The organism is Acidovorax sp. Root219, assembly GCF_001428665.1.
In the GTDB taxonomy this organism is placed as follows: Bacteria; Pseudomonadota; Gammaproteobacteria; order Burkholderiales; family Burkholderiaceae_C; genus Acidovorax.
Genome location: NZ_LMIJ01000030.1, coordinates 136,267 through 162,620 on the forward strand (window position 1 = coordinate 136,267; position 26,354 = coordinate 162,620).

A 26,354-nucleotide genomic window follows, 5' to 3' on the forward strand; every position below is an offset into this window, starting at 1 on the left:
AAAAAGAACCCGCATATGAAAGCCGTGCTGCGCTGGCTGGGCCTGGTGGTGTTCGCCGCGCTGGCGCTGCAGCTGTTCTTCGTGCTGCGCATCGCAGCCATGGTGGTCGTCAACCCCGAATCCACCAGCTTCCAGCGCTCCGAGGCCTGGGTGCAACTGGCCAGCAGCGGCCAGGTGCGCTGGCGCCAGCAATGGATGCCCTACGGCGAGATATCGGACCACTTGAAGCGCGCAGTGATCGCCTCGGAGGACGACGGCTTCGCCAACCACGACGGCGTGGACTGGGCTGCCATCGAGAAGGCCTGGGAGCGCAACGCCAAGGCCGAAGCCCAGGCCGCCAAGGCCCAGAACCGAGCCCCGGAAAAACCCCAGCGCGCGCCCAAGATTCGGGGCGGCTCCACCATCACCCAGCAACTGGCCAAGAACCTGCTGCTCTCGGGCGAGCGCACCCTGCTGCGCAAGGGGCAGGAGTTCGTGCTCACGCTGCTGCTGGAGCAACTGCTGAGCAAGGAGCGCATCCTGGAGATCTACCTCAACAGCGTGGAATGGGGCGAGGGTGTGTTCGGCGCCGAAGCCGCCGCCCAGCACTACTTTCGCAAGAGCGCCAACCGCCTCGCCCCGAGCGAAGCGGCCCGCCTGGCTGTGATGCTGCCGGCCCCCAAACGCTTTGAGAAGACGCCGGGATCGGCCTATCTGGCAGGGCGCACGCGCACCATCCTGGCGCGGATGAACAGCGCTGAATTGCCCTGAGAACCCAACGAAACCTCAGGCGCGCCGGCTGAGAAGCAGCTGCACCGGGTGCTGCGGCCGCAGGGTCACATGCAGCCGGGGCTGCAGGGGCGGCGCCGCGTCCGGCACCCGCAGGGTATAGCGCTGCAGCAGCATCGCCGCCAGCAGCACCATCTCCAGCATCGCGAAGTGCTGGCCGATGCACACGCGCGGCCCCAGGCCGAAGGGAATCCACGCCCCCCGGGGTATCTCGGGCGCGCCCTCCAGAAAGCGCTCGGGCAGGAAGCGCTCGGGCTGCGCAAACCAACGCCCGTCCCGGTGCAGCACCCAGGGCGTGATGCGCAGGATCGACCCCTGGGGCACGGCTACACCGCCCAGCGTGAGGGGGGCCGTGGTGCGCCGGCTCATCACCGCAGCGACGGGCGGGTACAGGCGCATGGCCTCCTTCAGGGTGGCCGCCAGCCAGGGCAACTGCGTGATGTGCTCCGGGCCTGGCACATGGCCCTGCAGCACCGCGTCCACTTCGGCCTGGGCGCGTTGTGCCGCCTCGGGATGTTCGGCCATCAGCCGGCTCCACCACAAAAGGGCGGTGGCGCTGGTCTCGTGCCCTGCCTGGAAGCTGACCATGCACTGGTCGAACACCTCCTGAGGCGAAAGGGCCTCGCCCGTGGCCTCGTCGCGCAGGGTCAGCAGCATCTGCAGCAGGTCGCTGCGGTTCGCCGTGGGCGCCAGCCCTTGCTGGGCGTGCCGCTGGTCGATGTGGCGCTGCACCAGAGCGCGCAGCAGGCGCAGCGCCCGGCGCTTGGCCGCCTTGCCGGGCAGGGGCAGCCAGTCGGGCAGGGTGAAGGGCATGAACATCTCCGAGAACGCAGCGGCCGACAGCGTCTGGGTGGCCCAGGCAGCATCGCGCGCGTCTTCCTTGGCCGACTCGCCGAACAGGGTGCGCAGGATCACGTCCATGGCCACACCGGTCCACAGCCCTTCCATGCCGACCAGGGCCTCGGCCTGGCCTGCCGGCACGGCCGCGTCCAGTGCGGCCTGCGCGGCACCGGTCATCAACTGCGCATAGCCTGCCACCCGCTTGGGCGCGAAGGCAGGCACCAGCATGCGCCGCTGGCGCTGCCAGGTGGCGTGCTCGGTCACCAGCACGCTCTGGCCAAACACCTGCTCGAACACCTCGATGCCGCGCTCCCAGCGCACCAGGTGCTCGGCATGGGTGACCAGGGCCTCGCGCACGAGTTCGGGGGACATGAGATCCCAGGCATCCTCGTTGACCAGCCGCATGCGCGTGAGATCGCCATGCTCGCGCTGCAGCCGCGTGACGAAGCCCAGGTAGTCGGCACGCATGGCACGCAGCAGTGGCAAGCCCCACCAACGCGGCGATGGGCCTGATGCCTGCAGGGCGGGTGGGGCTGCGGCATGCGCAAGGTCGTCGGAAAGGGTTGTGTTCATGCCGGCATGGTGGTGCGCCCCGCCACCGGCGTATTGAACGATTGCGACATCGTCTCTCCCCTACACTCGGGCTCCATGGCCATTCAGGCACCCCTTTCTGCCCGGCACCCCGATGGGCTCATTCCCTCGGGCCAGCTGTGGCTACCGCATGCCGGCCTGTCGGCCTGCGTGCGCGGCACCATCGTGCGCAGCACGCTGGGCCATGCGCTCAGCGATGAAGAACGCATCAACCGCTTTCCCGCGACGCCGCTGTGCAGCCTGAGCTGGTGGTTCACGGGCCGCAGCGAATGCCTGATCCCCGAGCGGCACAGCTGCATGCCGGGCCTGGACAGCACGCGCGAGCCCTTCGCAGGGCGCTGGGTGCTGGCAGGCCCGCAGACCCGGCCCTCGACCAGCTGGTGCGCCGAACCCACGCACGCCATGATGGTGATGTTCATGCCCGATGCGCTGCACCTGCTCACCGGCCTGGCGCCCGAGCACCTGACCGACCGCACGGTGGATGCCGCCAAGCTGCTGCCGCGCGACTGGCTGGCCATGTGCGAGGCGGTGCAGCACCAGCCCGACGACGCGGCCCGCATGGAATGCCTGGAGCAGTTTCTGCTGCCGCGCTGGCAGGCCTGCAGGCCCGGCCCCGCCACAGCCACGCAGCGCTATGGCGACTGGGCCACGCACCTGGCGCAGCGCGCGGCGCATTCGGCGCCCGGCCGCAGCCTGCGCCAGCTGGAGCGGCGCATCAAGCGCTGGGCCGGGCTGCCGCTGCGCGAGCTGCGCGGCTTCGGCAAGGCCGAGCAGGCATTCTTCGACACCATTGCCGCAGACACGGCCGAATCCCCGGTGCGCTGGGCCGAGGTGGCTGCGGGCGCCGGCTTTTCGGACCAGTCGCACCTGTGCCGCGTCACGCGGCGCATCACCGGCTATGCGCCGCAGGCGCTGTACGACGGCATCCGCCGCGACGAGGCCTTCTGGGTCTATCGCCTCTGGACGTAGCTCACCCGGTGCGCCTCGGTAGGCAGCGGCACCTCCCAGCGCAGCAGCATCTCCAGCAGCCGCTTGTCGGACAGCGAGGTGTCGCGCCGCTGGTTGCGGGCCAGCAGCTCTGCACGCGGCTGCTCCAGATACATGATCTCCACCTCGGCGTGGTAGGCCAGGCACAGGTCCAGGGTCTTGGCGCGCATCTGGTCCGACAGGTGGGTGGCGTTCCAAACGAAGGGTTCGTGCGCCCGCAGCAGGGCCTTGGCCTGTTCCACCGCGTGGTGGGCCACCATGCCCTCGTTCCTGCCATGGCGCAGGCCCAGCTGAGCACGCGCATCGTCGAACGAAACCACCGGCAGCCGGGGGTGGTGGGTGGCAACCCAGGTGTCCTTGCCCGAGGCGGGCAAGCCCGACATCACCACCACCCGTGAGCCGGGCTCCTGGTGCAGCGCATAGTCCGGGTGCACGTTCGCCCCGCGAAAGTAGCTGAGCGCGGTGTGCGCATCGGCAAAGGCACGCGGCTGGCCATAGCAGTTTTCCTCGCGCGCGAGTTCGCGGAACAGCTCAATGGCATCGAGCGTGCGCTGCGGGTCGGGGCAGACGCGGCCGCGCATGTCCGCCTCGGCCAGCAGGGCCAGCAGGTGCAGGTCCACCTGCCAGGACAGCTGGCGCACGGTGAACTCTGGCGATGTGCCCTTGCGCGAGGTCTCCAGCGCGAAGAACGGCACCTGGTGCACGGCGATCAGCCGGCAGATGGCCTCGCGCACGGCCAGCGGCGCACCGGCGTGCCACAGCGCGATGCGCGCGTCGATGGCACCTTTGCGCGAGTGGCCGGGCTGCGATATGCGGCCCGTGGCCTCGTCCACCACCGTGGTGCTGCACTTGGCCACGTCGTGCAGCAGCGCGGCGAGGAACACGACCTCCTGGTCGGCACGCTCCAGCGCGGCGTAATCGGCACTGTCCAGCAGCGCGCGCAGCACCATGGCGGTGTGGGTCCATACATCGCCTTCTGCGTGGAACACGGGGTCCTGCGGCGTCGTGGCGGCCAGCCGCAGTTGCGGGAAGGCCTCCAGGCAGGCGCCCAGATCAGGCGCGCCGCCCGCGGCAGGGACCAGGCCCTGCACGTCTTTCCATTGAAATATCGTCATTGCATTCTCCTGGGCGGATGGGCCCGCCGTGGGGGTTGTTGCGCTCAGAGGCGGCCGCCGCCAGCCAAGGGCCAGCGCTTGTCGACCTCGGGACCGAACAGGTCCACGCCCGCACGCAGGCGGTTGGGGATGACCGGGCGCTCGCTGTGGTGCGACTGCGAATCCAGGATGGTCTGGATGAAGTCCGGCCGCACGAGCTTGAAGCGCCCCACGGTCCGGCCGCCCTCCTCCACCTTGATGTACAGGCCCTCGGCCAGCTCGGACCGATCCGTCTGCTGCCAGCACAGTGCCAGGTCGAGCCCCTGTCGCGCCACCTCGTCCTCGAACGCGGCACGCCACTGCCCCGTGCGCGCCAGCGACGGCGCCAGCAGTGCCTGCAGCGCCTGCATGCGAGGCGGCGCAAGGCCGGCGTAGAGCACCGGCACCGAGACCACGGGCACGCCGGCCAGCAGGGCATGCCGGGCGGGTGTGTCGAGAAAGTCACCGGTGCGGCGGTCCCGGATGTCGAACTCGCAGAACAGGTGCGGCAGCGCGTCGTAGTAGACCGAGTGCTTGGCGTGCATGAACTCGCCGTACAGCACGTAACGGTCTTCCAGCACGTCGAGCAGCCGGCCCTCGTGCGCCCGGGCCCATTGCTTGAACAGGTTGAATTGGCGCTCGCGGCCGCCCAGGCGGTCCACGTCGAGGTAGTGGCCGCGCGACTGCAGCAGCAACTGGCCCGCGGCGTCGAAGCTCAAGCCAGCGTTGGCGGCGTCGAGCTTTTCCTCCACCACGATGGTCTTGCCCAGCAGCTCGGCATAGGGAACGGGGTCGCCCTTGTCGCCGGGCTGGTAGCGGGAGCCCTGCAGATGGGGCGTACGGGGGTATTTCGCGAGTTCGCGGTTGTGCAGAAAGGTGTGCGTCATGGAAGTCTCCGGCAGGCAGGGAACCAGGCAACAAGCAAGGCCTGGGACAGGGGCCAAAGACGACGCAGAAGGTCAGCAGGTGACCATGGGTGGCTGGCTCAAGGCAGGCAGTTCAGGGGCCGGGCGCACGGTGTGCGACCAGGGAACTGGCTGGCTTGCCCGCATGCCCACACGAATGGCATGACCCGGGGCTTGAGGCCGCGGGCTTCGTGTGGCGTGTCGTTCAGCAGGAACGGGGGATGCGGGGCATGTCGGTCTCGAAGGTGAGGATTTTTGAAAGAGGGCGAATGCTACGGGCGAGCGCCGGTGTTTTCAAGAACAGCGCGCAACTCTGGTGTTTTATTGCCACAGCCAGGCGCTGTCTGTGCGCCTCCCGCACCGCTTCTGGCCGTGTGCACACAGGGTGGCGCAGGGATGCGCCAGGGCATCATGCGCTGGCGCGCGAGACGATCTCGAAGCCGATGTCGACGATGGGCTGATCGACCGGGCGGCCTTCCGCGCGGTCATCGATGAACTGGGCGGCGGTGCGGCCGATGCGCGTGCCGTCGATGCGCACCGTGGTCAGGGCCGGCTGCAGGCTGGCGGCGAACTCCAGGTCGCCCAGGCCCACGACGGCCAGTTGCCCCGGTACCGACAGGCCGCGCGCCTGGGCTTCGATCAGCACTCCCAGGGCCAGCATGTCCGAGCTGCAGAACACCGCATCGGTGTCGGGGTGGTCGGCCAGCGCTGTCACCAGCCCGCTGCGCCCCGACCCCAGGGTGGTGGGTGCTGGCACCAGCACCGCAGGCACCTCGGCCGCCAGGCCCAGTGCCCGGGCCGCGCGCCGAAACCCGCCCATGCGCAGGCGCGCCCGGTCATCGTTGGCGCCGAGCAGCAAGGGCTGCCGGTAGCCGCGCTGGTACAGGAATTGGCAGACCGCCTCGCCGATGCCTTCGTGGGAGAAACCCACCAGCATGTCGATGGGGGTGGGCGTCAGGTCCCAGGTCTCGACCACCGGGATGCCGGCGGCCAGCAACTGGCGACGGCCTTCCACCGAATGCATGATGCCGGTCAGCACGATGCCATCGGGCCGGCGCCGGATGATGGCGTCGAGCAGCGCGTCCTCGCGCGAGGCGTCGTAGCCACTCTGGCCGATCATCAATTGGTAGCCGCGTTCGTCCAGCGCCTGGTTCAGCGAGCGCACGGTTTCCTGGAACACCGGCCCCGTCAGCGTGGGCAGCACCGCGGCCACCAGCCGGGCGCGCGAGGAGCGCAGGCCACCGGCCATGCCGTTGGGGACGAAGCCTGTCTGGCTGACCACTTCGCGCACCTTGAGCAAGGTGGCGGGCGCCACCCGCTCCGGGGTGTTCAGCGCACGCGACACCGTCATGGCGGACACACCGGCCATGCGGGCGATGTCGTGAACGGTGAAGACTTGGGGCTTTTTCATGGGGCGGCGCAAATGCCAGACAGTATGCGCGGGAACGCGCGCCCCCATGCGCCCGCCGGCAGCCTCCCGCACCCCAGGGCAGGTGCCTCCTGCGCTGCTCGGCAAGGTCACGCGGGTTCGCCCGTATCATCCGCGCCATGCTTGCCAAGTTGATGAGTCTCCTTCTTCTGGGAATAGTGCGGTTCCTGACCGGCTCCCAGGCCCGCTGGTATGGTTGCCCCCCGAAGGCGGAGCAGCGCATCTACTTCGCCAACCACCAGAGCCATGCCGACATGGTGCTGATCTGGGCGGCCCTGCCCGAGGAGCTGCGCAGCATCACCCGCCCGATCGCCGCCAAGGACTACTGGACCAAGACACCGTTTCGCCAGTGGATCACCACCGCCGTGTTCAATGCGGTGTACGTGGACCGGCAGGCCACACCGGCACGCCCAGCACCTGTGGAGCCCGTGGCTGCCGGTGTGGCACTGCCCGATTCGGAAACGGCCTCTGCCGGCGGGCCCGACCCGGCGCCCGAGGCGCCACCCAAGCCTCCCACGCCTGAGGCCTTGCGCGCCGCTCTGCCCGAGGGCGACCCGCTTGCGCCCCTGGTGAAGGCGCTGGAGAGCGGTGACTCCATCGTGATCTTTCCCGAGGGCACGAGGGGCCATGGCGAAGAGCCCCAGCCCTTCAAGTCGGGCCTGTTCAAGCTGGCCCAGATGTTCCCGCAGGTGGTGCTGGTGCCGGCCTGGATCAACAACGTGCAGCGCGTCATGCCCAAGGGCGAAGTGGTGCCCGTGCCCATCCTGTGCTCGGTGACCTTCGGGGCCCCGATCCAGTTGGATCCCGACGAGGAACGCCGCCCCTTTCTCGACCGTGCACGCCGTGCGGTCATCGCATTGAGGGAAGTGTGAGATGAACGCCTTCCTTCGCAACCTGACGGCCACCCAGCAGATCGGTGCCTTGTTCCTCGTGGTGTTCGGCCTGCTGTCCATCGTCACCATCTGGGCCTATGTGCGCATGCTGCGCGAGCAGTCCAGCGACGACCCCCAGGCCGAAGCCGATGCGCTCGAAGCCAAGCGCTTCTGGGGCCTGCTCAAGACGTCCTGGGCCATGGCTACCGTGTTCTGGATCGGCTGGGCGCTGGGCGATGCCGTGGCCACCGTGCTGTTCGCCATCGTCGGCTTTTTTGCGCTGCGCGAGTTCATTACGCTCTCGCCCACGCGCCGGGGCGACCACCGCAGCCTGGTGCTGGCCTTCTTCGTGGTGCTGCCGCTGCAGTTCTGGATCGTGGGCAGCCGGCACTTCGACCTGTTCACGGTGTTCATCCCGGTCTACGTGTTCCTGGCGCTGCCCGTGGTGAGCGCACTGGCCAACGACCCGCAGCGCTTCCTGGAGCGCAATGCCAAGCTGCAGTGGGGCATCATGGTATGTGTGTACGGTATGAGCCACGTGCCGGCGTTGCTGCTGCTCGACTTTCCGGGCTACAAGGAAAAAGGTGCCTTCCTGGTGTTCTTCCTGGTGTTCGTGGTGCAGACCTGCATGGTGGTACAGCACCTGCTGGGCCGGCGCTTTCCACACAAGCCCGTGGCACCGCAGGTGAGCCAGAGCTTCCAGTGGGTGAGCTGGCTGGCCGGCGTGGCCGTGGGTGGCCTGGTGGGCGGCCTGCTCACCTTCATCACCCCCTTCAAGCCCGGCCAGGCGCTGGGCATGGCCCTGCTGGCCTGCGTGGCCGGCAGCCTGGGGCACCTGGTGATGAAGGCGCTCAAGCGCGACCGCGGCATCACCAGTTGGGGCATGCAGGGCATGTCGGTCACTGGCGCGGGCGGGCTGCTCGACCGGGTGGATGCGCTGTGCTTTGCGGCCCCGGTATTCTTCCACTCGGTGCGCTGGTACTTCGGGCTATGAGGATCCTGGGCATCGACCCCGGCCTGCAGACCACCGGCTTCGGCGTGGTGGACATGGATGGCCACCAGCTGAGCTACGTGGCCAGCGGCACCATCCGCACCACCACGCTGGCCCTGGGCGACCTGCCAGGGCGCCTGAAGATCCTGTTCGACGGCATCACCGAGGTGGTGGCGCGCTACCAGCCCGACACCTCATCGGTCGAGATCGTCTTCGTGAACGTGAACCCCCAGTCCACCCTGCTGCTGGGCCAGGCCCGGGGTGCCTGCATCACCGCCCTGGTGGCCAGCAACCTGCCCGTGGCCGAGTACACAGCGCTGCAGATGAAGAAGGCCGTGGTCGGCCATGGCCGCGCCGCCAAGAGCCAGGTGCAGGAGATGGTGCGCCGCCTGCTGAGCCTGCCCGGCCTGCCCGGCACCGACGCCGCCGACGGCCTGGGCATGGCCATCACCCACGCCCACGCAGGCGCCGCCATGGCCCGCCTGGGCGAAGCAGGCACGCTGCAGCGGCGCCAGCACGCCATGTACAAGGGCGGCAGGAGTTACTGACCCCCCCTGAGTCGCTTCGCGCCTTCACCCTGAGGGGGACGCCACCAGTGGCCTGGCAAAGCCAGTTCCACGGTGGCGCTGGTCTACGTGTGCGTCCATTTCGGAAGCTGCCACCAGCAATCGACGGAGTGAAAGCCCGTTGTGCAACAACCTGCCTGAGGCATTTACCTCCCCACACCCCGCTTGAGCTCCTTGAGCAATAGCAGCACCTGGTTGGACGCATGGCGGCAGCTGCTGTTGAGCAATTGGACCGACTGCTGCTGCTCGCCCGCCTGGAACAGCATGACCACGGCAGCCGCCTGCTGGTGAAAATACTTGTGCCGCGCCACCAGCATGCTGAATGCGGGGTAGTGGCCCAGCCGCACCCGGCCGGTGCCGTTGAGCCAGCGGCCCAGGTCGCAGCGGTCGTCCTGGCAGATGCGCTCGGGGCGCATGACCTCGTTGGAGCGGCCATTGACCATGTCCTGCAGCTGCAGGCGCCAGCCTTCATGGCTGGCGATGGCCGCGTCGATATCGATCTCGGTCATGAGCATGGTGGCGTACTCGGCATCCAGCACGAGTTCGCTGCCGTTGTCTTCCATGGCCCAGGTCGTGTCGGGACTGGTCGGGTCTTGCTCCCGCATCTTGAACAGTCGGCTGAAAAAACCCATGTGCAACCCCGTGTTGGTATGCAGGCGGGGCCTCTGGTACCAGAGCTGCCACACCCATTTGAAACATTTTGTGTAGCGTTTTGTGTTTTGGCTACCAAAAAATGGCATATCCCTGCCGGCGTGTGCACTGCGGCCCTGCTGCCAGCCTCGGCTCTTGGCCCGGGCACAAGCGCCCCCGGCCGGACCGGACCACAATGCGCGCATGACTGAACCTGTTTTTCCCCGCACCGCCCTGTCCATGCTGGACCTGGTGGCCGTTCGCGACGGCGGCACCGTGGCCGAGGCCCTGCAGATCGCCCTGCGCACCGCGCAGCATGCTGAAAAGCTCGGTTTCGCCCGCTACTGGCTGGCCGAGCACCACAACATGGCCGGTATCGCCAGCTCGGCCACGGCCGTGCTGGTGGGGCATATCGCGGGTGGCACCTCGCGCATCCGCGTGGGTTCGGGCGGCGTGATGCTGCCCAACCATGCGCCACTGGTGGTGGCCGAGGCCTTCGGCACCCTGGCCGAGCTCTACCCCGGTCGCATCGACCTGGGCCTGGGCCGCGCGCCCGGCACCGACCCGGCGACCATGCGCGCCCTGCGCCGCAGCCGCGTGGAAACGGCCGACGACTTTCCGCAGGACGTGGCCGAGCTGCAGCGCCTGCTCGGCCCGGCCGAACCCGGCCAGCGCCTGGTGGCGACGCCCGGGGCCGGCACGAATGTGCCCATCTGGCTGCTGGGATCGAGCCTGTTCTCGGCGCAGCTGGCTGCCGAGCGCGGCCTGCCCTATGCCTTTGCCTCGCACTTCGCGCCGCGCCTGCTGCACCAGGCCATTGACCTGTACCGCAATCTGTACCGCCCCTCGGCCGCTTGGCCCAAGCCCTACCTGGCCATCGGCGTGCCGCTGATCGCCGCGCCGACCGACGAAGAAGCTGAGTTCCTGGCCAGCAGCACCTACCAGCGCGTGCTGGGCATCCTCACCGGCGACCGGCGCCTGCTGCTGCCGCCCGTGGAGCACTTCGCGGCACGCCTGCAGCCCCAGGAGCGCGCCGCCATCGGCGACTTCCTGGCGGCGGCGGTGATCGGCGGGCCCGAGACGGTGCAGGCCGGCCTGGCCGACCTGGTGCGCGAGACCGGTGCCAATGAGCTGATGCTGGTGAGCGACGTGTACGACCCGGCCCTGCGGCTGCGTTCGCTGGAGATTGCGGCGCAAGCCCATGCGTCCCTGGGTACGGCGGTGCCCGCCTGAGACCCGACTTGTAACCGGTGAGAGCGTAGCGTCACGGCCAAGACGGTCCGTTGCCGCTACCATCGTGGGCTGATGACGGTGCATTTGTGCACGTCGCTACCGCCCACCCCCACCTGCATGCCCGCTTTTTCCTTTGAAGCCCTGGACGCCCAGGGCCAGACCCGCAAAGGCCTGATGGAGGCCGACACCGCCAAGGCTGCCCGCGGGCAGCTGCGCGCCCAGGCCCTGGTGCCGATCGCGGTGGAACTGGTGCAGACCGGGCAGCGGCTCGATGGCTCCGCCGCCGGCTGGAACCGCAGCCTGTTCACGCGCCCGGTGTTCAACGCCACCGGACTGGCCATCTGGACACGCCAGATTGCCGGGCTGGTGAGCTCGGGCCTGCCGTTGGAACGCGCCCTGAGCGCCCTCTCGGACGAAGCCGACGACGAACGGCAGCGCCACCTGGTGGCGGCCCTGCGCGCCGAAGTGAACGCCGGCTCCACCTTTGCCCGTGCGCTGGGCCAGCACCGGCGCGAGTTCTCCGACATCTACTGCGCCGTGATCGGTGCCGGCGAGCACAGCGGCAACCTGGGCCTGGTGCTCGAACGCCTGGCCGACGACCTCGAAGACCGCCAGGCGCTCAAGGCCAAGCTGATAGGCGCCGCGCTCTACCCGGCCATCGTGACCCTGGTGGCGATCGCCATCGTGATGTTCCTGCTGGGCTATGTGGTGCCCCAGGTGGCCAGCGTGTTCGCGGGCTCCAAGCGGGCCCTGCCCTTCATCACCACCCTCATGCTGGGCATCAGCGCCCTGGTGCGCAACTATGGGCTGGCCCTGTTCGGCGTGCTGGTCGTTGGCGCGCTGGGCCTGCGCTGGTCGCTGAAATCGGAGAGCGTGCGCGAGCGCTTCGACGCCGCCTGGCTCAACCTGCCCCTGGTGGGCAAGCTGGCACGCGGCTACAACGCGGCACGCTTTGCCAGCACGCTGGCCATGCTGGCCAGTGCCGGCGTGCCCATCCTGCGCGCCCTGCAGGCCGCAGCCGAAACCCTCAACAACCGCGCCCTGCGCGCCGACGCGCTCGACGCCCTGGTGCTGGTGCGCGAGGGTGCGCCGCTGGCATCGGCCCTGGCGCAGAAGAAGCGCTTTCCGGGCCTGCTTTCGATGTTTGCGCGCCTGGGCGAACAGACGGGCCAGCTGCCGCTGATGCTGCAGCGCGCCGCCACCCAGCTGTCGGTGGAGGTGCAGCGCCGCGCCATGCAACTGGCGACCATCCTCGAACCCCTGCTGATCGTGGCCATGGGCCTGGTGGTGATGGCCATCGTGCTGGCGGTCATGCTGCCCATCATCCAGCTCAACCAGTTCGTCAAATGATGTGGCCCCCACGGTCGCGCACTGCGTGTCGCTCCCAGCCCCCCGAGGGTGCCGCGTTTTGCCTTGGGGCGGCCCGGCGGCAAAACCTGAACCCGAGATAGACGCGATGGCTGTAACCCTGGACGACAAGCTGGTGGTCGCGATCTCCTCGCGGGCGCTGTTCAATTTCGAGGAAGAGAACCGCCTCTTCGACGACACGGACGACCACGCCTACGTGGAGATGCAGCGCCAGCGCATCGACATTCCGGCGGCGCCCGGGGTGGCTTTTTCGCTGGTGCGCAAGCTGCTGGCCTTCAACACCACCGAGCACCAGCGGGTGGAAGTCGTGCTGCTCTCGCGCAATGACCCGGTGAGCGGCATGCGCGTGTTCCGCTCCTGCCTGGCCCACGGGCTGCCCATGGTGCAGCGTGGGGTGTTCACCCAGGGGCGCGACCCGTTTCGCTACCTGCGCCCGCTGGGCGCGCACCTGTTCCTTTCGGCCAACGAGGCGGACGTGCGCCAGGCGCTGCACCTGGGCTACCCGGCAGCGCGGGTACTGACCGAATCCGTGCGGGCCGGCGACTCCAACCCGAACGAGGTGCGCATCGCCTTCGACGGCGATGCCGTGCTGTTCTCGGACGAAGCCGAGCGCGTCTACCAGGCCGAAGGGCTGGCCGCCTTCCAGCGGCACGAGAGCGACAAGGCGGCGCAGCCCCTGCCCGACGGCCCCTTCAAGCCTCTGCTGGCCGCCCTGCACCGGCTGCAGCATGCGGGTGGCACGGGCATGCGCATCCGCACCGCGCTGGTCACGGCGCGCAGCGCCCCTGCGCACGAGCGCGCCATCCGCACGCTGATGGACTGGGACATCGCGGTGGACGAGGCCATGTTCCTCGGTGGCCTGCCCAAGGGGGAGTTTTTGCGCGAGTTCGAGCCGGACTTCTTCTTCGACGACCAGACCGGTCACGTCACCTCGGCCTCGCTGCATGTGCCGGCGGGGCATGTGAACAGCGGGGTGTCCAACCCCGTCACGCTGCTGGCGGACTGAAGGGCCTGCCCCCAGCGGCATGCAAAGTTGTGCAATGGTGTGCAACTTGCCGGGAAAGAAGGCCTCTGACCGGTTGCAATGAACACCGTGCGCCCGCATCTGTGCGACCATGGTCCCGCAACAGGAACAGAGAATAGAACGCATGAAGATGAACCTATTGGCATGGGGCGCAGCCGCCTTGCTGGGCAGCAGTATGGCCCTGGCCCAGGCACCGGTGGCGCCGCCACCTGCCGACACCGAAGGACTGTCCAAGGGCGAAGCCAAGGCCATCCGCGAGTTCAAGATGCTGGATTTCAACGGCGACGGCAAGCTCAGCCGGACCGAAGTGAAACTGTTCCCGCGCCTGTCCAATGCCTTCGATGAGGCCGATACCGACCGCGATGGTTTTGTTTCGTACGAGGAAGTGCGCGCTTTTGCGGCCAAGTACCGCGCCGAACGGGACCGCGCCAAACAACAGGCACCCGCTGCTCCCGCTCCTGCAGCCAGCGCTCCCTGACCCAACCGCTACCGTTTCGGTAGCAAAAATACCCAATGACCCCTGGCGCAGTCGCTACGCCTCAGCCTGCCACCCGGTTCACAGCCCTGCCGTGCGCTTGACCTTGGGGTCCGAGTAGGTCAGCGGTTCGTTCTTGACCTGCTGGGCCAGGCGCTCCTGCAGGGTCACCTTGTTGATGTCCTGCGCCATTTCCACGGCGCTGCCGCTGGCACGCCACATGGACTGGATGAATTCCAGCAGTTGCTTGTAGATGGGCTCCGGCGGCGGTTCGGGCGGCTCTTCCACCGTGTCCTTCTTCTTCACTTCGGTCCAGTCGCGGTTCGGCGCCTCGGGCGCCGACGGCTTATCGGGCTCGCGCACGATGGCCCCTTCCCCGAGCCGGTCCATGGACTCGACGGGCAGCGGCGCATTGACAGGACGTATCGGCGGCGCCCCCGAGGCGCCGGTGGAATACAAATCGGCGCCCGCAGGACGCCAGGTCGGCGATCGATCGACAGGTGGCATTTGCATGGCATGGCCCCAGGTTGTGAAAGGAACGAACAGAGGCACTTCCGGGCTCTTCGTACATTCATAACGGCAAACAAAAGGGGAAATTGAGGTCTTTTTTGCCTTTAAGCCCAAAAACAAGGGTTTACCCCTACATTTTAAGTCGATTGAAGGCAAAAGAAAGCCCGCCGCCTGCAGGGCGCAGGCGGCGGGCTGGTGCGGCGCGGGCTCAGAGGAAACGTTCGAGGAAGCGGCGAGACTGGCGGTCGAGCAGCGCAGTGTCGGGCACCTTGAATTGCACACCCTCGCCTGCAGCGATGAGCAGGCGGGTGCGCCCGCCGAGCCGGCGGATATCTTCCTCGGCCTTGAGCACCAGGCGCGCAGAACCCCGGTCGGTCTCCACATCCCAGGTGCTTGGGGTCGAAAAACTCGATACGGCGACTATTTTTTCGATAGTGGGCACAAACTCACGCACCGCGAGCTCCTCCTCCACCAGGGTGCGTACTGCCGCAGGCAACTGGTCGAAGCGGTCCAGCCACACCAGTTCATGGCCATCGCTGCCCACCAGCGACAGGCCTTCGGCAGGGGCCGCGATGGGAAAGGCCCGCACCGGCACCACGCCTTCGTGCAGCGTGCCGTCGGGCAGGGTGAGCACCAGGCGCCCGTGGGCGTTGCGGTGCAGTTGCAGCGAGGCGGGCGGGAATGTAGTCATCAGGTCGTTCATGGCAATGTCATCCATCGGTGGGGCCGAGCGGCGTGCTCAGGCACTGCCCGCCGGGTGGGCCGGGTGCAGCAGGCTGCTGTCGATGATCACGCCGGCAGCCTGGGCGTCCTCCTCGGCGCGGCGGGCCTGGGCCTCGTACAGCCGCCAGTAGGCGCCCTGTTTTTCCATGAGTTCGTCGTGCGGCCCCACTTCCACCACCTCGCCGCGGTCCATCACCACCAGGCGGTCGGCCTTGCGCAGGGTGGACAGGCGGTGGGCGATGGCGATGGTGGTACGGCCCTGCACCAGGTTGTCCAGGGCTTTCTGGATTTCCTTCTCGGTCTCGGTGTCCACGGCCGAGGTGGCTTCGTCCAGGATCAGGATGCGCGGATCGATCAGCAGCGCGCGCGCAATGCTGATGCGCTGGCGCTCGCCGCCCGACAGGCCCTGGCCGCGCTCGCCCACCAGCGAGTCGTAGCCATGGGGCAGCCGCAGGATGAATTCGTGCGCGTGGGCTGCGCGGGCGGCCGCCACGATCTCCTCGCGCGTGGCCTCGGGCTTGCCGTAGGCGATGTTCTCGGCAATGGTGCCGAAGAACAGGAAGGGCTCCTGCAGCACCAGGCCGATGTGGCGACGGTAGTCGGCCACGGCAAAGCGGCGGATGTCCACGCCATCGACCTGGATGGAGCCGTCGCTCACGTCGTAGAAGCGGCTGATCAGGTTCACCAGGGTGCTCTTGCCCGAGCCGCTGTGGCCCACCAGGCCGATCATCTCGCCGGGGCGGATGTCCAACTCCAACCCCTTGATGACCGAGCGGCTGCCGTAGCGGAAACCCACGTTGCGCATGGCGATGGCGCCCTGCACCTTGTCCACCTTGACCGGCTGGGCCGGGTCGGGCACGTTGCTCACGTGGTCCAGGATGTCGAAAATGCGCTTGGCACCGGCTGCCGCCTTCTGCGTGACCGAGACGATGCGACTCATGGAGTCGAGCCGGCTGTAGAAGCGCCCGATGTAGGCGATGAAGGCGGTGAGCACCCCCACCGTGATCTGGTTGCGCGAGACCAGCCAGATGCCGAAGCCCCAGACCACAAGCAGGCCGATCTCGGTGAGCAGCGACACCGTGGGAGTGAACAGCGACCAGGTCTTGTTGAGCTTGTCGTTGACCTCCAGGTTGTGCTGGTTGGCATCGCGAAAGCGCTGGGCCTCGCGCTTTTCCTGGGCGAAGGCCTTGACCACGCGGATGCCGGGGATGGTGTCGGCCAGCACGTTGGTCACCTCGGACCAGACGCGGTCGATCTTCTCGAAACCGGTGCGCAGGCGGTCGCGCACGGTGTGGATCATCCAGGCGATGAAGGGCAGCGGCACCAGGGTGACCAGCGCCAGCCAGGGGTTGATGGAGAACAGGATGGCCGCCGTCATCATGATCATGAGCACGTCGGTCACGAAATCCAGGGCGTGCAACGAAAGGAACACGTTGATGCGGTCCGTCTCCGAGCCGATGCGCGCCATCAGGTCGCCGGTGCGCTTGCCGCCGAAATAGTCGAGCGACAGGCGCAGCAGGTGCTCATAGGTGGTGGTGCGCAAGTCGGCGCCGATGCGCTCGGACACCAGCGCCAGGATGTAGGTGCGCGCCCAAGAGAGGCCCCAGGCGGCCAGGGCCGACGCCAGAAGCCCGCTCAGGTACAGCAGCACCAGGCTGGGCTCGATCTTCTGCCCGTTCTGGAACGGGATCAGGATGTCGTCCATCAGCGGAATGGTGAGGTAGGGCGGCACCAGTGTGGCCGCCGTGGAGGCCAGTGTCAGGCAAAAGCCCGCTGCCAGTTGCTTGCGGTAGGGCCGGGCAAAACGCCACAGGCGCAGCAGCACCCAGGTGGAGGTCTGCGGCGGCTGGGCGCGTGCGCAGGCGGGGCACTCTTCGGTATCCGGGGGCAGTGGCGCGTGGCACTGGGGACAACTGGCCTCGTCCGCTTCGCCGGAGCCTGCGGCCTGCTCGAAGCGCTGCACCAGGCGCAGCGCCTGGGCATGCTGGCCCAGCGTGAAGCGCCACAGCGCCAGGCGCGCATCGGCATCGTGCAATTCCAGGGCGCCGATGCCCCCGTGGTCGTGCATGCGCAGCGCCAGGCCCGGGGCGCGCGTCCAGGCCCGCCAGGCGCTGGTCCCGGGATCGCAGGCCAGCAGGCGCTCGGAAGTCACCACCACCCAGCCCGTGGCGAAGCGCAATTCGGCACTCAGGTCAACCTGTAACGTGGCCAGCACGTTCTCTTGGGAAGCGAGCATGGCCCGCAGATCGGCCCCCTGGGGGCCGGAAAAGACACCGGAGGCGTCCACAGAATGTTGATGTTGCATGTTGGATTGGTATTTGCGCCCCTGGCAGCCAGCGGTCACCGATTGCGCCACAGCGCGAATTCTCCCCGATACTGCACGCAAGGACGCCAAGGCATCCACCTGTAACGTCTGCGACTGCCCCTTGGCTGACAGCCGCTGCTGCCATCCGAGTGGAGCACAATGTTCCCCCATATTCTCGTTGTCCTCCCCCGCACAGCCCCGAAAGGCCGGAACCCCCTACCCGCTGCAATCCATGGCGAAATTCAACGACATCCAACTGCTTCGCATCAACTACCTGCGTGGACCCAATATCTGGACCTACCGGCCCGTGCTGGAGGTCTGGCTGGACCTGGACGTGCTGGAAGACCACCCCTCCCACACCCTGCCCGGCCTGAACGACCGCCTGACGGCCTGGCTGCCGGCCCTCATCGAGCACCACTGCGGCGTGGGCGAGCGCGGCGGCTTCCTGCAGCGCCTGCAGGAAGGCACCTGGTGCGGCCACGTGCTGGAACACATCGTGATCGAGCTGCTCAACCTGGCCGGCATGCCCACGGGCTTTGGCCAGACGCGCAGCACCTCGCAGCGCGGCGTGTACCGCATGGTGTTCCGGGCGCGTGACGAGCAGGTGGCGCGCATCGCACTGGCCCAGGGCCACCGGCTGCTGATGTCGGCCATCAACGACGAGCCCTTCGACGTGGCTGCCGCCGTGGCGCGCGTGCGCACCGAGGTGGACGACCAGTACCTGGGCCCCAGCACGGCCTGCATCGTCACGGCCGCCACCGACCGCAGCATCCCTCACATCCGCCTGAACGACGGCAACCTGGTGCAGCTGGGCTACGGCGCCAGCCAGCGCCGCATCTGGACGGCGGAGACCGAATTCACCAGCGCCATCGCCGAAGGCATCGCCAGCGACAAGGACCTGACCAAGGGCCTGCTCAAGGCCTGCGGCGTGCCCATCCCCGATGGCCAGGTGGTCAACAGCCCCGCAGAAGCCTGGGAAGCGGCGCAGGACATCGGCCTGCCCGTCGTGGTCAAGCCCTCGGACGGCAACCATGGCCGCGGCGTGACGCTGGACCTGAGCAAGCAGGCAGACATCGAGGCGGCCTACCACGTGGCCTACCCCGAGGGCAGCGACGTGATGGTCGAAAGCTTCATCCCCGGCGACGAGCACCGCCTGCTGGTGGTGGGTGGCAAGGTGGTGGCCGCCGCGCGCGGCGAGGTGGTCAGCATCACCGGCAACGGCCGCTCCACGGTCAAGGAGCTGATCGACACCCAGCTCAACTCCGACCCGCGCCGCGGCTACGAGGAGGAGTACCCGCTCGAGATCATCGACCTGGCCACCGACACCAAGGTGCAGCTGGAACTCAAGCGCCAGGACCTGGACGCGGGCTCCGTGCCTGCTGCGGGCCGGACCATCGTGGTGCAACGCAATGGCAACGTGGCCGTGGACTGCACCGACGACGTACACCCCGAGGTCGCCTACATCGCCCAGCTCGCCGCCAAGGTGGTGGGCCTGGATATCGCGGGCATCGACATGGTGGCGCTCGACATCTCCAAGCCGCTGCACGCGCAGGGTGGCGCCATCGTCGAAGTGAACGCCGGCCCCGGCCTGCTGATGCACCTCAAACCCGCCGTGGGCGCCCCCCGCCCCGTGGGCCAGGCCATCGTGGAGCACCTGTTCCCGGCCGAGGACCATGCCGAAGGAACGGCCGGCCGCATCCCCGTGGTGGGCGTGGCCGGTACGCGCAACACCGCCACCATCGCCCGCCTCGTGGCCTGGCTGCTGCACCTGGGCGGCCGCCACACCGGCGTGGCCTGCCGCGACGGCCTGTTCCTGGACCGCCGCCACGTGGACACCACCGACAGCGCCCACTGGGAGGCCGCCCACCGCCTGCTGATGAACCAGATGGTGCAGGCTGCCGTGATCGAGAACGACGCGCGCACCATCCTGCGCGACGGCCTGGCCTACGACCGCTGCAAGGTGGGCGTGGTCACCGACATGGACGGCGTGGCCACCCTGGCCGAGTTCGACGTGCACGAGCAGGACCAGATGACCAAGGTGCTGCGCACCCAGGTGGACGTGGTGCTCGCCGACGGTGCCGCCGTGCTCAACGCCGCCGAGGCCCAGGTGGTGGACATGGCCCGTCTGTGCGACGGCGACGTAGTGCTGTATGCGCAGGACCACGCGCTGCCCGCGATCACCGAGCACCGCGCCAAGGACAACGGCCGCGCCGTAGTGGTGAAGAACGGCCGCGTGGTGCTGGCCACCGGCAGCGCCGAGCATGTGCTGGGCACCCTGGCCGAGCTGACCTTCGGCCGCAACGGCGTAGTGCCCGATACCGAAGCCCTGCTGGCTGCCGTGGGCGCCGCCTGGGCCCTGGACATCGCCCCCGACCTGATCGGCGCCGGCATCAAGACCTTCGAGCCAGACCTGCCGCCGCCACCCGGTCTGCGCAGCTGACTTCACCACCGAACACCGCGATGACACCGGGGCCCGCCCGCCCCGACGGACACTGAGAAAGAGAATTTCCATGGATGTATCCCGCACCCGGGCCCTGCGTGGCCCCAACCTCTGGAGCCGCCATATGGCCATCGAGGCCGTGGTGGCCTGCGACGAGAGCGAGCGCGCCATCCGCCGGATGGACGGGTTCGAAGCGCGACTGCGCGCCCTCTTCCCCGCCATCGGTGCATTGCACCCCGAGGGCGGCGATGGCGACATCTCGTTGGCCCACGTGCTGCAGATCGCGGCGCTGGCCCTGCAGGCCCAGGCTGGCTGCCCCGTGACCTTTGCGCGCACCACGGCCACCACCGATGCCGGTGTCTACCAGGTAGTGGTGGAGTACAGCGAGGAGGCCGTGGGCCGCCAGGCCTTCGAGGACGCGCAGCAACTGATCCAGGCCGCGCTGGGCCAGGGCACGTTCGATGCCGACAAGACCGTGGCCGCCCTGCGCGAGCTCGACGAGGACGAGCGCCTGGGCCCGAGCACGGGATCCATCGTGGACGCAGCCGTCGCACGCGGCATTCCCTACCGGCGCCTCACACGCGGCAGCCTGGTGCAATTCGGCTGGGGTTCCAAGCAGCGCCGCATCCAGGCCGCCGAGATCGACTCCACCAGCGCCGTGGCCGAATCCATCGGCCAGGACAAGGACCTGACCAAGCGCCTGCTGCATGCTGCCGGCGTGCCCGTGCCCCTGGGCAAGCCCGTCGAAAGCCTGGACGAGGCCTGGGAAGTGGCCCAGAAGGTGGGCCTGCCCGTGGTGGTCAAGCCGCAGGACGGCAACCAGGGCAAGGGTGTGACGGTGAACATCACCGACCGTGCCCAGCTCGATGCGGCCTACCGCAACGCGGCCGAGTACGGCACGGTGATGGTTGAGCGCTTTCTGCCGGGCCACGACTTTCGCCTGCTGGTGGTGGGCGACCAGCTCGTCGCTGCCGCGCGCCGCGAGCCGCCCCAGGTACTGGGCGATGGCCAGCACACCGTGCGTGAGCTGGTCGAGCAGGTCAACCTCGACCCGCGCCGCGGCGAAGGCCATGCCACCTCGCTGACCAAGATCCGCCTGGACGAGATCGCCGTGGCGCGCCTGGCGGCCCAGGACCTGACGCCCGATTCCGTGCCGCCCAAGGGCCAGCGCGTGATCCTGCGCAACAACGCCAACCTGTCCACCGGCGGCACCGCCACCGACGTGACAGACGACGTGCACCCCGAGGTGGCGGCGCGCGCGATTGCCGCCGCCCAGATGGTCGGCCTGCACATCTGCGGCGTGGACATGGTCGCCGAGACCGTGCTGCGCCCGCTGGAAGAGCAAGGCGGCGGCTTCGTGGAGGTGAACGCCGCGCCCGGCCTGCGCATGCACCTGGCGCCCTCGTACGGCAAACCGCGCAACGTCGGCCAGGCCATGGTGGACCGCCTGTACGCCCATGGCGACGATGGCCGCATCCCGACAGTGGCCGTCACGGGCACCAACGGCAAGACCACCACGGCGCGCCTGATCTCCCACCTGTTCACGGCCCAGGGCCTGCGCGTGGGCATGACCAACACCGATGGCGTGTACGTCAACGGCCGCCAGATCGACAGCGGCGACTGCAGCGGCCCCAAAAGCGCGCGCAATGTGCTGCTGCACCCCGAGGTGGATGCGGCGGTGTTCGAGACCGCGCGCGGCGGCATCCTGCGCGAGGGCCTGGGCTTCGACCGCTGCCAGGTGGCCGTGGTTACCAACATCGGCGCGGGCGACCACCTGGGGCTGAACTACATCACCACGGTGGAAGACCTGGCCGTGCTCAAGCGCGTGATCGTGCAGAACGTGGCCACCGACGGCTATGGCGTGCTCAACGCCGCCGACCCCATCGTGGCGGCCATGGCACCGGCCTGCCCGGGCAAGATCATCTTCTTCGCGGCCGACCGCCACCACCCCGTGATGGCCACGCACCGCGCCCAGGGCAACCGCACCGTGTACGTGGACGGCGACTCCATCGTCGCCTCCGAAGGCTCGTGGCGCGAGACCATCCACCTGCGCGACGTGCCCATCACGCGCAACGGCCGCATCGGCTTCCAGGTGGAGAACGTCATGGCTTCGGTGGCCGCCGCCTGGGGCGCGGGCCTGCCGTGGCAGACCATCCGCCGAGGCCTGTCGGGCTTCGTGAACGACAGCGACAACGCGCCCGGCCGCTTCAACATCATGGACCACAACGGCGCCACGGTGATCGCCGACTACGGCCACAACCCCGACGCCATGCGCGCCCTGGTGGCCGCCGTGGACGCCCTGCCCGGCAAGCGCCGCAGCGTGGTCATCAGCGGTGCCGGCGACCGGCGCGACGAGGACATCCGCGAGCAGACCGTGATCCTCGGCGCCGCCTTCGATGACGTGATCCTGTACCAGGACGCGGCCCAGCGCGGCCGGGGCGATGGCGAAGTGATGGCCCTGCTGCGCGAGGGCCTGGCCGGCGCGGCACGCACCACGCATGTGGAAGAGATCCGCGGCGAGTTCATCGCCATCGACACGGCCCTTTCGCGCCTGCAGCCCGGCGATCTGTGCCTGGTGCTGGTCGACCAGGTCGAAGAAGCCCTGGCCCACCTGGCCAAGCGCTGCGCCGACGCAGGGGCCGCGGCATGATGCGCGCGACCCTGCGCATGGCGGCCCTGGCCACCCTCACGCTGCTGGCAGGCGCCGCCATGGCGGCGCCCGACAAGATCGGCACAGTGGACACGGCCTTCAAGCTGCTGGGCCGCGACCACGACATCATCGTCGAGGCCTACGACGACCCGGCCGTGGCGGGCGTGACCTGCTACGTTTCGCGCGCCCGCACGGGCGGCATCAAGGGATCGCTGGGCCTGGCCGAGGACCGCTCGGAAGCCTCGATCGCCTGCCGCCAGACAGGGCCGGTGAGCTTCCCCGCGCCGTTGCGCAAGCAGGAAGAGGTGTTCAGCGAGCGCCTGTCCATCCTGTTCAAGCGCCTGCGCGTGGTGCGCATGGTGGACCCGGCGCGCAACACGCTGGTCTACCTGACCTACTCAGAAAAGCTGGTCGACGGCTCGCCGCAGAACAGCGTGACGGCCGTGCCGGTGGACCGGGCGACGCCCATTCCATTGAAGTAAATAAACAAAGGGCGCCGCGGCGCCCTTTGTTATGCCTTGCCAGAAGCTATTTGCCGCAGGGCCTGCTCGAACACCTCGGGCGGCTGGCCGCCCGAGATCAGGTGGCGGTCGTTGATGATGATGGCCGGCACCGAGTGGATGCCCTGCTGCAGGTAGAACTGCTCGCGCTCGCGCACCTCGTCGGCAAACCGGTCCGACGCCAGGATGGCACGGGCCTCGGCTTCGTCCAGGCCCACCCCGGCGGCCACGCGGGCCAGCACTTCATGGTCGCCCGGGCTCTGGCCATCGGTGAAGTAGGCCTTGAACAAAGCCTTTTTCAGGGCGGGCTGCTTGTCGCCCTCTTCCTCGGCCCAGTGCAGCAGGCGGTGGGCGTCGAAGGTGTTGTAGATGCGGCTGCGCTGCGCCATGTTGAAGGTGAAGCCCAGCGCTGCACCGCGCGCGGCGATGGCGTCGCGGTTCTTCTGGCTCTGTTCGGGCGTGGCGCCGTACTTCTCGTGCAGGTGCTCGGCGATATCCTGGCCCTCGGGCGCCATCTGGGGGTTGAGCTCGAAGGGCTGAAAGTGCAGGTCGAGCGCGACTTCGCCTTTCAGGCGCTCGGCCGCCTGCTCCAGCGACTTGAGGCCGATGATGCACCAGGGGCAGGAAACGTCGGAGACGAAATCGATCTTGAGGGCTGTGGTCATGCGGTCACCGGAACGTCAAATGGGATGGCCGACATCCTAGGACGATTGGCGCGCCCTTGCAGCGGTACGGCCATTGGCCACCCCGCAAGCCCCCACCGGCGCGATGGAAAAGCCCTTGTTTGCCACACTGCACACCTGTCCCGCCACCTATGGCGCCCTCGGGCGCCACGCCACCATGCAACTCGACCAGCAACAAGCCATTCTCACCATCGCCCTGTTCGCCGCCTTCGCCGATGGCCACAAGGGCGACAGCGAGCGCGAGGAGATCCGGCGCATCGCCCAATCGCTGGCGCAGGACGCACCGGCCATCGACCTGCCGCGCCTCTACCAGGACGTGCTGCTGCAGCGCACCAGCGCCGAGGTTGCCGCCACTGCGCTGACCGAGCCGGGCCTGCGCCAGCTGGCCTACGAGATGGCGGTCTGCGTCTGCGACGTGGACGGGCGCCAGACCGAGACCGAGCGCGCCTTCCTGGCGCAGCTCAAGGGCTGGTTGCAGCTGGGCGAGGGCGACACCGCCGCCTTCGAGCAGCAGGCCGATGCCCTGGTGGAAGTGGCCGAGCGCGCAGCACCCATCGCGCGCGGCATGGCACCGATGGCTGCAGGCGCGGCGGCCGCAGCGGCTGCGGCCCTGCCGGTGCGCAACGTGGCGGAAGTCTCTGGCGCCGAACTGGACAAGAGCATCCTGAACTACGCGTTGGTGTGCGGCGCGCTGGAGCTGCTGCCGCAGTCCTGGGCGTCGATGGCCATCATCCCCATGCAGGTGAAGATGGTCTACGCCGTCGGCAAGGCCCATGGCGTGGAGCTGGACCAAGGCCACATCAAGGACTTCATCGCCGCGGCCGGCGTGGGCATGGCCTCGCAATACATCGAGCAGTTCGGCCGCAAGCTGCTCGGCGGCCTGCTGGGCAAGGTGGCGGGCCGCACCATTGGCGGCATCGGCCAAGCGGCCACGGGCATGGCCTTTTCGTTCGCCACCACCTACGCCCTGGGCCAGGTGGCCAAACGCTACTATGCGGGCGGCCGGGTGATGAGCACGGCCGTGCTGCGCGAGAGCTTCCAGAGCATGCTGGGCCCGGCCAAGGACCTGCAGACCCAGTACCTGCCGCAGATCCGCGAAAAGGCAGCGACCCTGGACGCCGCCAAGGTCATGTCCATGGTGCGCGGAGGCGCCTGATCGGCACCCGTGAGGTGATTCCGGTAGCCACTTCCCCCTTTTGCGCAGCCTGCAGCCCGTGCCAGAATCGGGCATGCCCCTGACACTGGACCCTGCCAACGCCATCGCACCCATGTCGCTGGACTCCCCTTCGGACAACGCCATGACCGCGCTGTACCGGGTGGCCCTGGGCCCGGTGAATGCCGAGCACTACCTGCCGGTCTTTGCGCGCTTCGACGACGCGGGGCGCACCACCACCACCTGGAACTGGCCAGCGGCGCTGTTCACGCTGAGCTGGCTGGTGTTTCGCCAGCTCTGGGGCGCGGCCCTGGTTTACGTGGCCGCGGCCGAGGGCCTGGCGCTGCTGGTGTTCGGACTGGGCCGGCAGTTCCTCAACTGGCCCCAGCCGGTCGAGTGGGGCATCCTGGCCGCCATCGCGCTGTTCAGCTGCGCGCTGCCAGGCCTGTTCGCCAACGCCGTGCTGCACACCGAGATCCGCAAGCGCATCGCCCGTGCCCTTTCGGTCTCGCGCACGGTGCCGGAGGCCGCCGCCTTGCTGGAGCGGCAGGCCAGCTCGCGCCAGCGGCTGAGCGGGGTGATCATTGCGCACGTGGTCCTGGTGGCCACGGCCGTGCTGGCCTACATGCTTTTCCCTCCCGGTACAGCGCCGGAACAGGGCAGCACCGCGGCCGCGAATACCTCGCCCCCTGCAGCCCCGGCATCCAACCCAACGTCCGGGCTGGCAGCCGTTTCGGTAGCGCGTGCGGCATCCACCCCAGCCTCGGCGGTGGCATCGGATACGGTATCGCCCCCCCGCGCTGCAGCGCCCACCCCGGCAGAAGAAGCCACCGCCCCAGTGGCCGTGGTGACGGCCCCCGCCGCAGCAACGCCCCCTTCCGCCCCGCGCGTTGCGGCTGCCCCTCCCACGCCGGCCCCGACGAAGACACCGGCACCGGTGTCGGCAGCCAGCCCGGCCAGCAGCACTGCCAAGGCTCCGACGGCGTCCGCAGCGCCAGCACCGGCGGCTTCGAAGGCGGCCACACCTGCTGCGGCGCCTTTGCCCCCCAAGGCCATAGCCCCTGCGGCCACGGCCAGCAAGCCCGCGCCGGCAGTGGCCGCTTCGGCCGCCAAGGCCCGCGCCAGTGCCCCGGTGGCACCCGCTCCGCAGGCTGCTCCCGTGGCAGCAACGGCTGCCAGCAAGGCCTCCAGACCGGTACCGGCAGCGAAGGCCAGGCCGGCAGCAGCAGCAGCATCGGAGCCAGCCTCGGCCGCCAGTGGCGCAGAGCCGCCCCTGGTGGGCAGTGCGCCGGGCTTTTACATCAACGTGGGCCTGTTCGCCGAAGAGGCCAATGCGCGCAAGACGCAGTCCCGCCTGCTCAACGAAGGCCTGCCGGCCTTTCGCCAGCCGCTGGAAAGCGCCAAAGGCTCTCGCATCCGCGTGCGCGTGGGCCCCTTCGACACCAAGGCCGAGGCCGACGCAGCGGCGCAGAACATCCGGGGCATGGGCCTGGACGCCGTGGTGTTCAAGAAGTAATACGGATTTGCCTTCAACCGTATAACGTCGTTGGTTCGCCTTGCCGTGCTACAGCACTGTCT

Annotated in this window: 23 protein-coding genes; 14 read left to right on the forward strand and 9 right to left on the reverse strand. The window is 68.6% G+C overall.

From position 1 onward, the window contains the following. The first annotated feature begins 15 nt into the window (after window positions 1–15). Window positions 16–750 (forward strand): monofunctional biosynthetic peptidoglycan transglycosylase, encoded by a 735-nt coding sequence (mtgA, locus tag ASE28_RS25880; protein WP_057269045.1) that lies wholly within the window; start codon window positions 16–18, stop codon window positions 748–750. 15 nt (window positions 751–765) lie between these two features. Here the strand turns inward: mtgA and ASE28_RS25885 are convergent, their stop codons facing one another. After that, window positions 766–2,181 carry a cytochrome P450 gene (locus ASE28_RS25885; RefSeq protein ID WP_082608261.1) on the reverse strand — a complete coding sequence of 472 codons (1,416 nt, stop codon included), beginning with the start codon at window positions 2,179–2,181 and terminating at the stop codon, window positions 766–768. Window positions 2,182–2,256: 75 nt separating this feature from the next. On the opposite strand from ASE28_RS25885, the gene ASE28_RS25890 reads away from it, so the two are divergent. Then, window positions 2,257–3,168 (forward strand): helix-turn-helix domain-containing protein, encoded by a 912-nt coding sequence (locus tag ASE28_RS25890; protein ID WP_235516219.1) that lies wholly within the window; start codon window positions 2,257–2,259, stop codon window positions 3,166–3,168. Here the strand turns inward: ASE28_RS25890 and ASE28_RS25895 are convergent. From ASE28_RS25895 to ASE28_RS25905, 3 genes are all read right to left on the reverse strand, one after another. Continuing rightward, window positions 3,150–4,301: an AAA family ATPase gene (locus tag ASE28_RS25895; protein WP_057269047.1), complete on the reverse strand. Its 1,152-nt coding sequence runs from the start codon at window positions 4,299–4,301 to the stop codon at window positions 3,150–3,152. The two genes, ASE28_RS25890 and ASE28_RS25895, sit on opposite strands and share 19 nt — an antisense overlap. 44 nt (window positions 4,302–4,345) lie before the next feature. Beyond that, window positions 4,346–5,206, reverse strand: a complete 861-nt coding sequence (locus ASE28_RS25900) for an RNA ligase family protein (RefSeq protein ID WP_057269048.1) — start codon at window positions 5,204–5,206, stop codon at window positions 4,346–4,348. A 427-nt stretch (window positions 5,207–5,633) separates the two neighbouring features. Further along, entirely contained in the window at window positions 5,634–6,635 is a 1,002-nt protein-coding gene (locus tag ASE28_RS25905; RefSeq protein WP_057201691.1) for a LacI family DNA-binding transcriptional regulator, read from the reverse strand. A 137-nt stretch (window positions 6,636–6,772) separates the two neighbouring features. Between ASE28_RS25905 and ASE28_RS25910 the strand changes: the two genes are divergently transcribed. The 3 genes from ASE28_RS25910 to ruvC are packed head-to-tail and all read left to right on the forward strand — an operon-like array spanning window position 6,773 to window position 9,064. Continuing rightward, window positions 6,773–7,525 carry a 1-acyl-sn-glycerol-3-phosphate acyltransferase gene (locus ASE28_RS25910; protein ID WP_057269049.1) on the forward strand — a complete coding sequence of 251 codons (753 nt, stop codon included), beginning with the start codon at window positions 6,773–6,775 and terminating at the stop codon, window positions 7,523–7,525. 1 nt (window position 7,526) lies between these two features. Beyond that, window positions 7,527–8,519 (forward strand): phosphatidate cytidylyltransferase, encoded by a 993-nt coding sequence (locus ASE28_RS25915; protein ID WP_057269050.1) that lies wholly within the window; start codon window positions 7,527–7,529, stop codon window positions 8,517–8,519. Next, the gene (ruvC, locus tag ASE28_RS25920; RefSeq protein ID WP_057201688.1) at window positions 8,516–9,064 is read left to right on the forward strand and encodes a crossover junction endodeoxyribonuclease RuvC; all 549 of its coding nucleotides are present in this window, start codon (window positions 8,516–8,518) and stop codon (window positions 9,062–9,064) included. Before ASE28_RS25915 ends, ruvC begins: the two co-directional genes overlap by 4 nt. A 164-nt stretch (window positions 9,065–9,228) precedes the next feature. On the opposite strand, the gene ASE28_RS25925 is transcribed toward ruvC, so the two are convergent. Beyond that, window positions 9,229–9,714 carry a CZB domain-containing protein gene (locus ASE28_RS25925; protein WP_057201687.1) on the reverse strand — a complete coding sequence of 162 codons (486 nt, stop codon included), beginning with the start codon at window positions 9,712–9,714 and terminating at the stop codon, window positions 9,229–9,231. Window positions 9,715–9,916: 202 nt separating this feature from the next. Here ASE28_RS25925 and ASE28_RS25930 point away from each other — a divergent pair, with 202 nt between their 5' ends. The 4 genes from ASE28_RS25930 to ASE28_RS25945 all read left to right on the forward strand — a co-directional run bounded on the left by ASE28_RS25930 (window position 9,917) and on the right by ASE28_RS25945 (window position 13,815). Further along, complete coding sequence (locus tag ASE28_RS25930; RefSeq protein ID WP_057269051.1) at window positions 9,917–10,945, forward strand: LLM class flavin-dependent oxidoreductase; 1,029 nt, start codon at window positions 9,917–9,919, stop codon at window positions 10,943–10,945. Between the two features lie 117 nt (window positions 10,946–11,062). Continuing rightward, complete coding sequence (gspF, locus tag ASE28_RS25935; protein ID WP_057269189.1) at window positions 11,063–12,295, forward strand: type II secretion system inner membrane protein GspF; 1,233 nt, start codon at window positions 11,063–11,065, stop codon at window positions 12,293–12,295. Between the two features lie 106 nt (window positions 12,296–12,401). Continuing rightward, window positions 12,402–13,319: a 5'-nucleotidase gene (locus ASE28_RS25940; RefSeq protein WP_057201685.1), complete on the forward strand. Its 918-nt coding sequence runs from the start codon at window positions 12,402–12,404 to the stop codon at window positions 13,317–13,319. Window positions 13,320–13,461: 142 nt separating this feature from the next. Next, window positions 13,462–13,815: an EF-hand domain-containing protein gene (locus ASE28_RS25945; protein WP_057269052.1), complete on the forward strand. Its 354-nt coding sequence runs from the start codon at window positions 13,462–13,464 to the stop codon at window positions 13,813–13,815. A 78-nt stretch (window positions 13,816–13,893) separates the two neighbouring features. On the opposite strand, the gene ASE28_RS25950 is transcribed toward ASE28_RS25945, so the two are convergent. From ASE28_RS25950 to ASE28_RS25960, 3 genes are all read right to left on the reverse strand, one after another. Then, a complete protein-coding gene (locus tag ASE28_RS25950) occupies window positions 13,894–14,325 on the reverse strand; it encodes a hypothetical protein (RefSeq protein WP_057269053.1) in 432 nt (143 codons plus the stop codon). 205 nt (window positions 14,326–14,530) lie between these two features. Then, window positions 14,531–15,025, reverse strand: a complete 495-nt coding sequence (locus tag ASE28_RS25955) for a DUF1854 domain-containing protein (RefSeq protein WP_057202464.1) — start codon at window positions 15,023–15,025, stop codon at window positions 14,531–14,533. A gap of 36 nt (window positions 15,026–15,061) precedes the next feature. Further along, window positions 15,062–17,350 carry an ABC transporter ATP-binding protein gene (locus tag ASE28_RS25960; RefSeq protein WP_057269190.1) on the reverse strand — a complete coding sequence of 763 codons (2,289 nt, stop codon included), beginning with the start codon at window positions 17,348–17,350 and terminating at the stop codon, window positions 15,062–15,064. Window positions 17,351–17,582: 232 nt separating this feature from the next. Between ASE28_RS25960 and cphA (ASE28_RS25965) the strand changes: the two genes are divergently transcribed. The 3 genes from cphA (ASE28_RS25965) (at window position 17,583) to ASE28_RS25975 (ending at window position 22,922) form a co-directional block, all read left to right on the forward strand. Next, window positions 17,583–19,790 (forward strand): cyanophycin synthetase, encoded by a 2,208-nt coding sequence (cphA, locus tag ASE28_RS25965; RefSeq protein WP_057269054.1) that lies wholly within the window; start codon window positions 17,583–17,585, stop codon window positions 19,788–19,790. A gap of 70 nt (window positions 19,791–19,860) precedes the next feature. Beyond that, the gene (gene cphA / locus ASE28_RS25970; protein WP_057269055.1) at window positions 19,861–22,440 is read left to right on the forward strand and encodes a cyanophycin synthetase; all 2,580 of its coding nucleotides are present in this window, start codon (window positions 19,861–19,863) and stop codon (window positions 22,438–22,440) included. Beyond that, entirely contained in the window at window positions 22,440–22,922 is a 483-nt protein-coding gene (locus ASE28_RS25975; protein ID WP_057269191.1) for a CreA family protein, read from the forward strand. Before cphA (ASE28_RS25970) ends, ASE28_RS25975 begins: the two co-directional genes overlap by 1 nt. 29 nt (window positions 22,923–22,951) lie before the next feature. On the opposite strand, the gene ASE28_RS25980 is transcribed toward ASE28_RS25975, so the two are convergent. Beyond that, window positions 22,952–23,605, reverse strand: coding sequence for a DsbA family oxidoreductase (locus ASE28_RS25980; RefSeq protein ID WP_057269056.1), 654 nt, complete (start codon window positions 23,603–23,605; stop codon window positions 22,952–22,954). A 175-nt stretch (window positions 23,606–23,780) separates the two neighbouring features. Between ASE28_RS25980 and ASE28_RS25985 the strand changes: the two genes are divergently transcribed. Beyond that, window positions 23,781–24,779 carry a YcjF family protein gene (locus ASE28_RS25985; protein WP_057269192.1) on the forward strand — a complete coding sequence of 333 codons (999 nt, stop codon included), beginning with the start codon at window positions 23,781–23,783 and terminating at the stop codon, window positions 24,777–24,779. A 73-nt stretch (window positions 24,780–24,852) separates the two neighbouring features. After that, complete coding sequence (locus ASE28_RS25990; protein WP_057269193.1) at window positions 24,853–26,292, forward strand: SPOR domain-containing protein; 1,440 nt, start codon at window positions 24,853–24,855, stop codon at window positions 26,290–26,292. Window positions 26,293–26,354 lie beyond the last annotated feature (62 nt).

Coding starts and splice junctions, on each gene's coding strand:
- mtgA (WP_057269045.1), top strand. CDS start 16: ATGAAAGCCGTGCTGCGCTGGCTGGGCCTGGTGGTGTTCGCCGCGCTG.
- ASE28_RS25885 (WP_082608261.1), bottom strand. CDS start 2,181: ATGAACACAACCCTTTCCGACGACCTTGCGCATGCCGCAGCCCCACCC.
- ASE28_RS25890 (WP_235516219.1), top strand. CDS start 2,257: ATGGCCATTCAGGCACCCCTTTCTGCCCGGCACCCCGATGGGCTCATT.
- ASE28_RS25895 (WP_057269047.1), bottom strand. CDS start 4,301: ATGACGATATTTCAATGGAAAGACGTGCAGGGCCTGGTCCCTGCCGCG.
- ASE28_RS25900 (WP_057269048.1), bottom strand. CDS start 5,206: ATGACGCACACCTTTCTGCACAACCGCGAACTCGCGAAATACCCCCGT.
- ASE28_RS25905 (WP_057201691.1), bottom strand. CDS start 6,635: ATGAAAAAGCCCCAAGTCTTCACCGTTCACGACATCGCCCGCATGGCC.
- ASE28_RS25910 (WP_057269049.1), top strand. CDS start 6,773: ATGCTTGCCAAGTTGATGAGTCTCCTTCTTCTGGGAATAGTGCGGTTC.
- ASE28_RS25915 (WP_057269050.1), top strand. CDS start 7,527: ATGAACGCCTTCCTTCGCAACCTGACGGCCACCCAGCAGATCGGTGCC.
- ruvC (WP_057201688.1), top strand. CDS start 8,516: ATGAGGATCCTGGGCATCGACCCCGGCCTGCAGACCACCGGCTTCGGC.
- ASE28_RS25925 (WP_057201687.1), bottom strand. CDS start 9,714: ATGGGTTTTTTCAGCCGACTGTTCAAGATGCGGGAGCAAGACCCGACC.
- ASE28_RS25930 (WP_057269051.1), top strand. CDS start 9,917: ATGACTGAACCTGTTTTTCCCCGCACCGCCCTGTCCATGCTGGACCTG.
- gspF (WP_057269189.1), top strand. CDS start 11,063: ATGCCCGCTTTTTCCTTTGAAGCCCTGGACGCCCAGGGCCAGACCCGC.
- ASE28_RS25940 (WP_057201685.1), top strand. CDS start 12,402: ATGGCTGTAACCCTGGACGACAAGCTGGTGGTCGCGATCTCCTCGCGG.
- ASE28_RS25945 (WP_057269052.1), top strand. CDS start 13,462: ATGAAGATGAACCTATTGGCATGGGGCGCAGCCGCCTTGCTGGGCAGC.
- ASE28_RS25950 (WP_057269053.1), bottom strand. CDS start 14,325: ATGCAAATGCCACCTGTCGATCGATCGCCGACCTGGCGTCCTGCGGGC.
- ASE28_RS25955 (WP_057202464.1), bottom strand. CDS start 15,025: ATGAACGACCTGATGACTACATTCCCGCCCGCCTCGCTGCAACTGCAC.
- ASE28_RS25960 (WP_057269190.1), bottom strand. CDS start 17,350: ATGCAACATCAACATTCTGTGGACGCCTCCGGTGTCTTTTCCGGCCCC.
- cphA (WP_057269054.1), top strand. CDS start 17,583: ATGGCGAAATTCAACGACATCCAACTGCTTCGCATCAACTACCTGCGT.
- cphA (WP_057269055.1), top strand. CDS start 19,861: ATGGATGTATCCCGCACCCGGGCCCTGCGTGGCCCCAACCTCTGGAGC.
- ASE28_RS25975 (WP_057269191.1), top strand. CDS start 22,440: ATGCGCGCGACCCTGCGCATGGCGGCCCTGGCCACCCTCACGCTGCTG.
- ASE28_RS25980 (WP_057269056.1), bottom strand. CDS start 23,605: ATGACCACAGCCCTCAAGATCGATTTCGTCTCCGACGTTTCCTGCCCC.
- ASE28_RS25985 (WP_057269192.1), top strand. CDS start 23,781: ATGCAACTCGACCAGCAACAAGCCATTCTCACCATCGCCCTGTTCGCC.
- ASE28_RS25990 (WP_057269193.1), top strand. CDS start 24,853: ATGCCCCTGACACTGGACCCTGCCAACGCCATCGCACCCATGTCGCTG.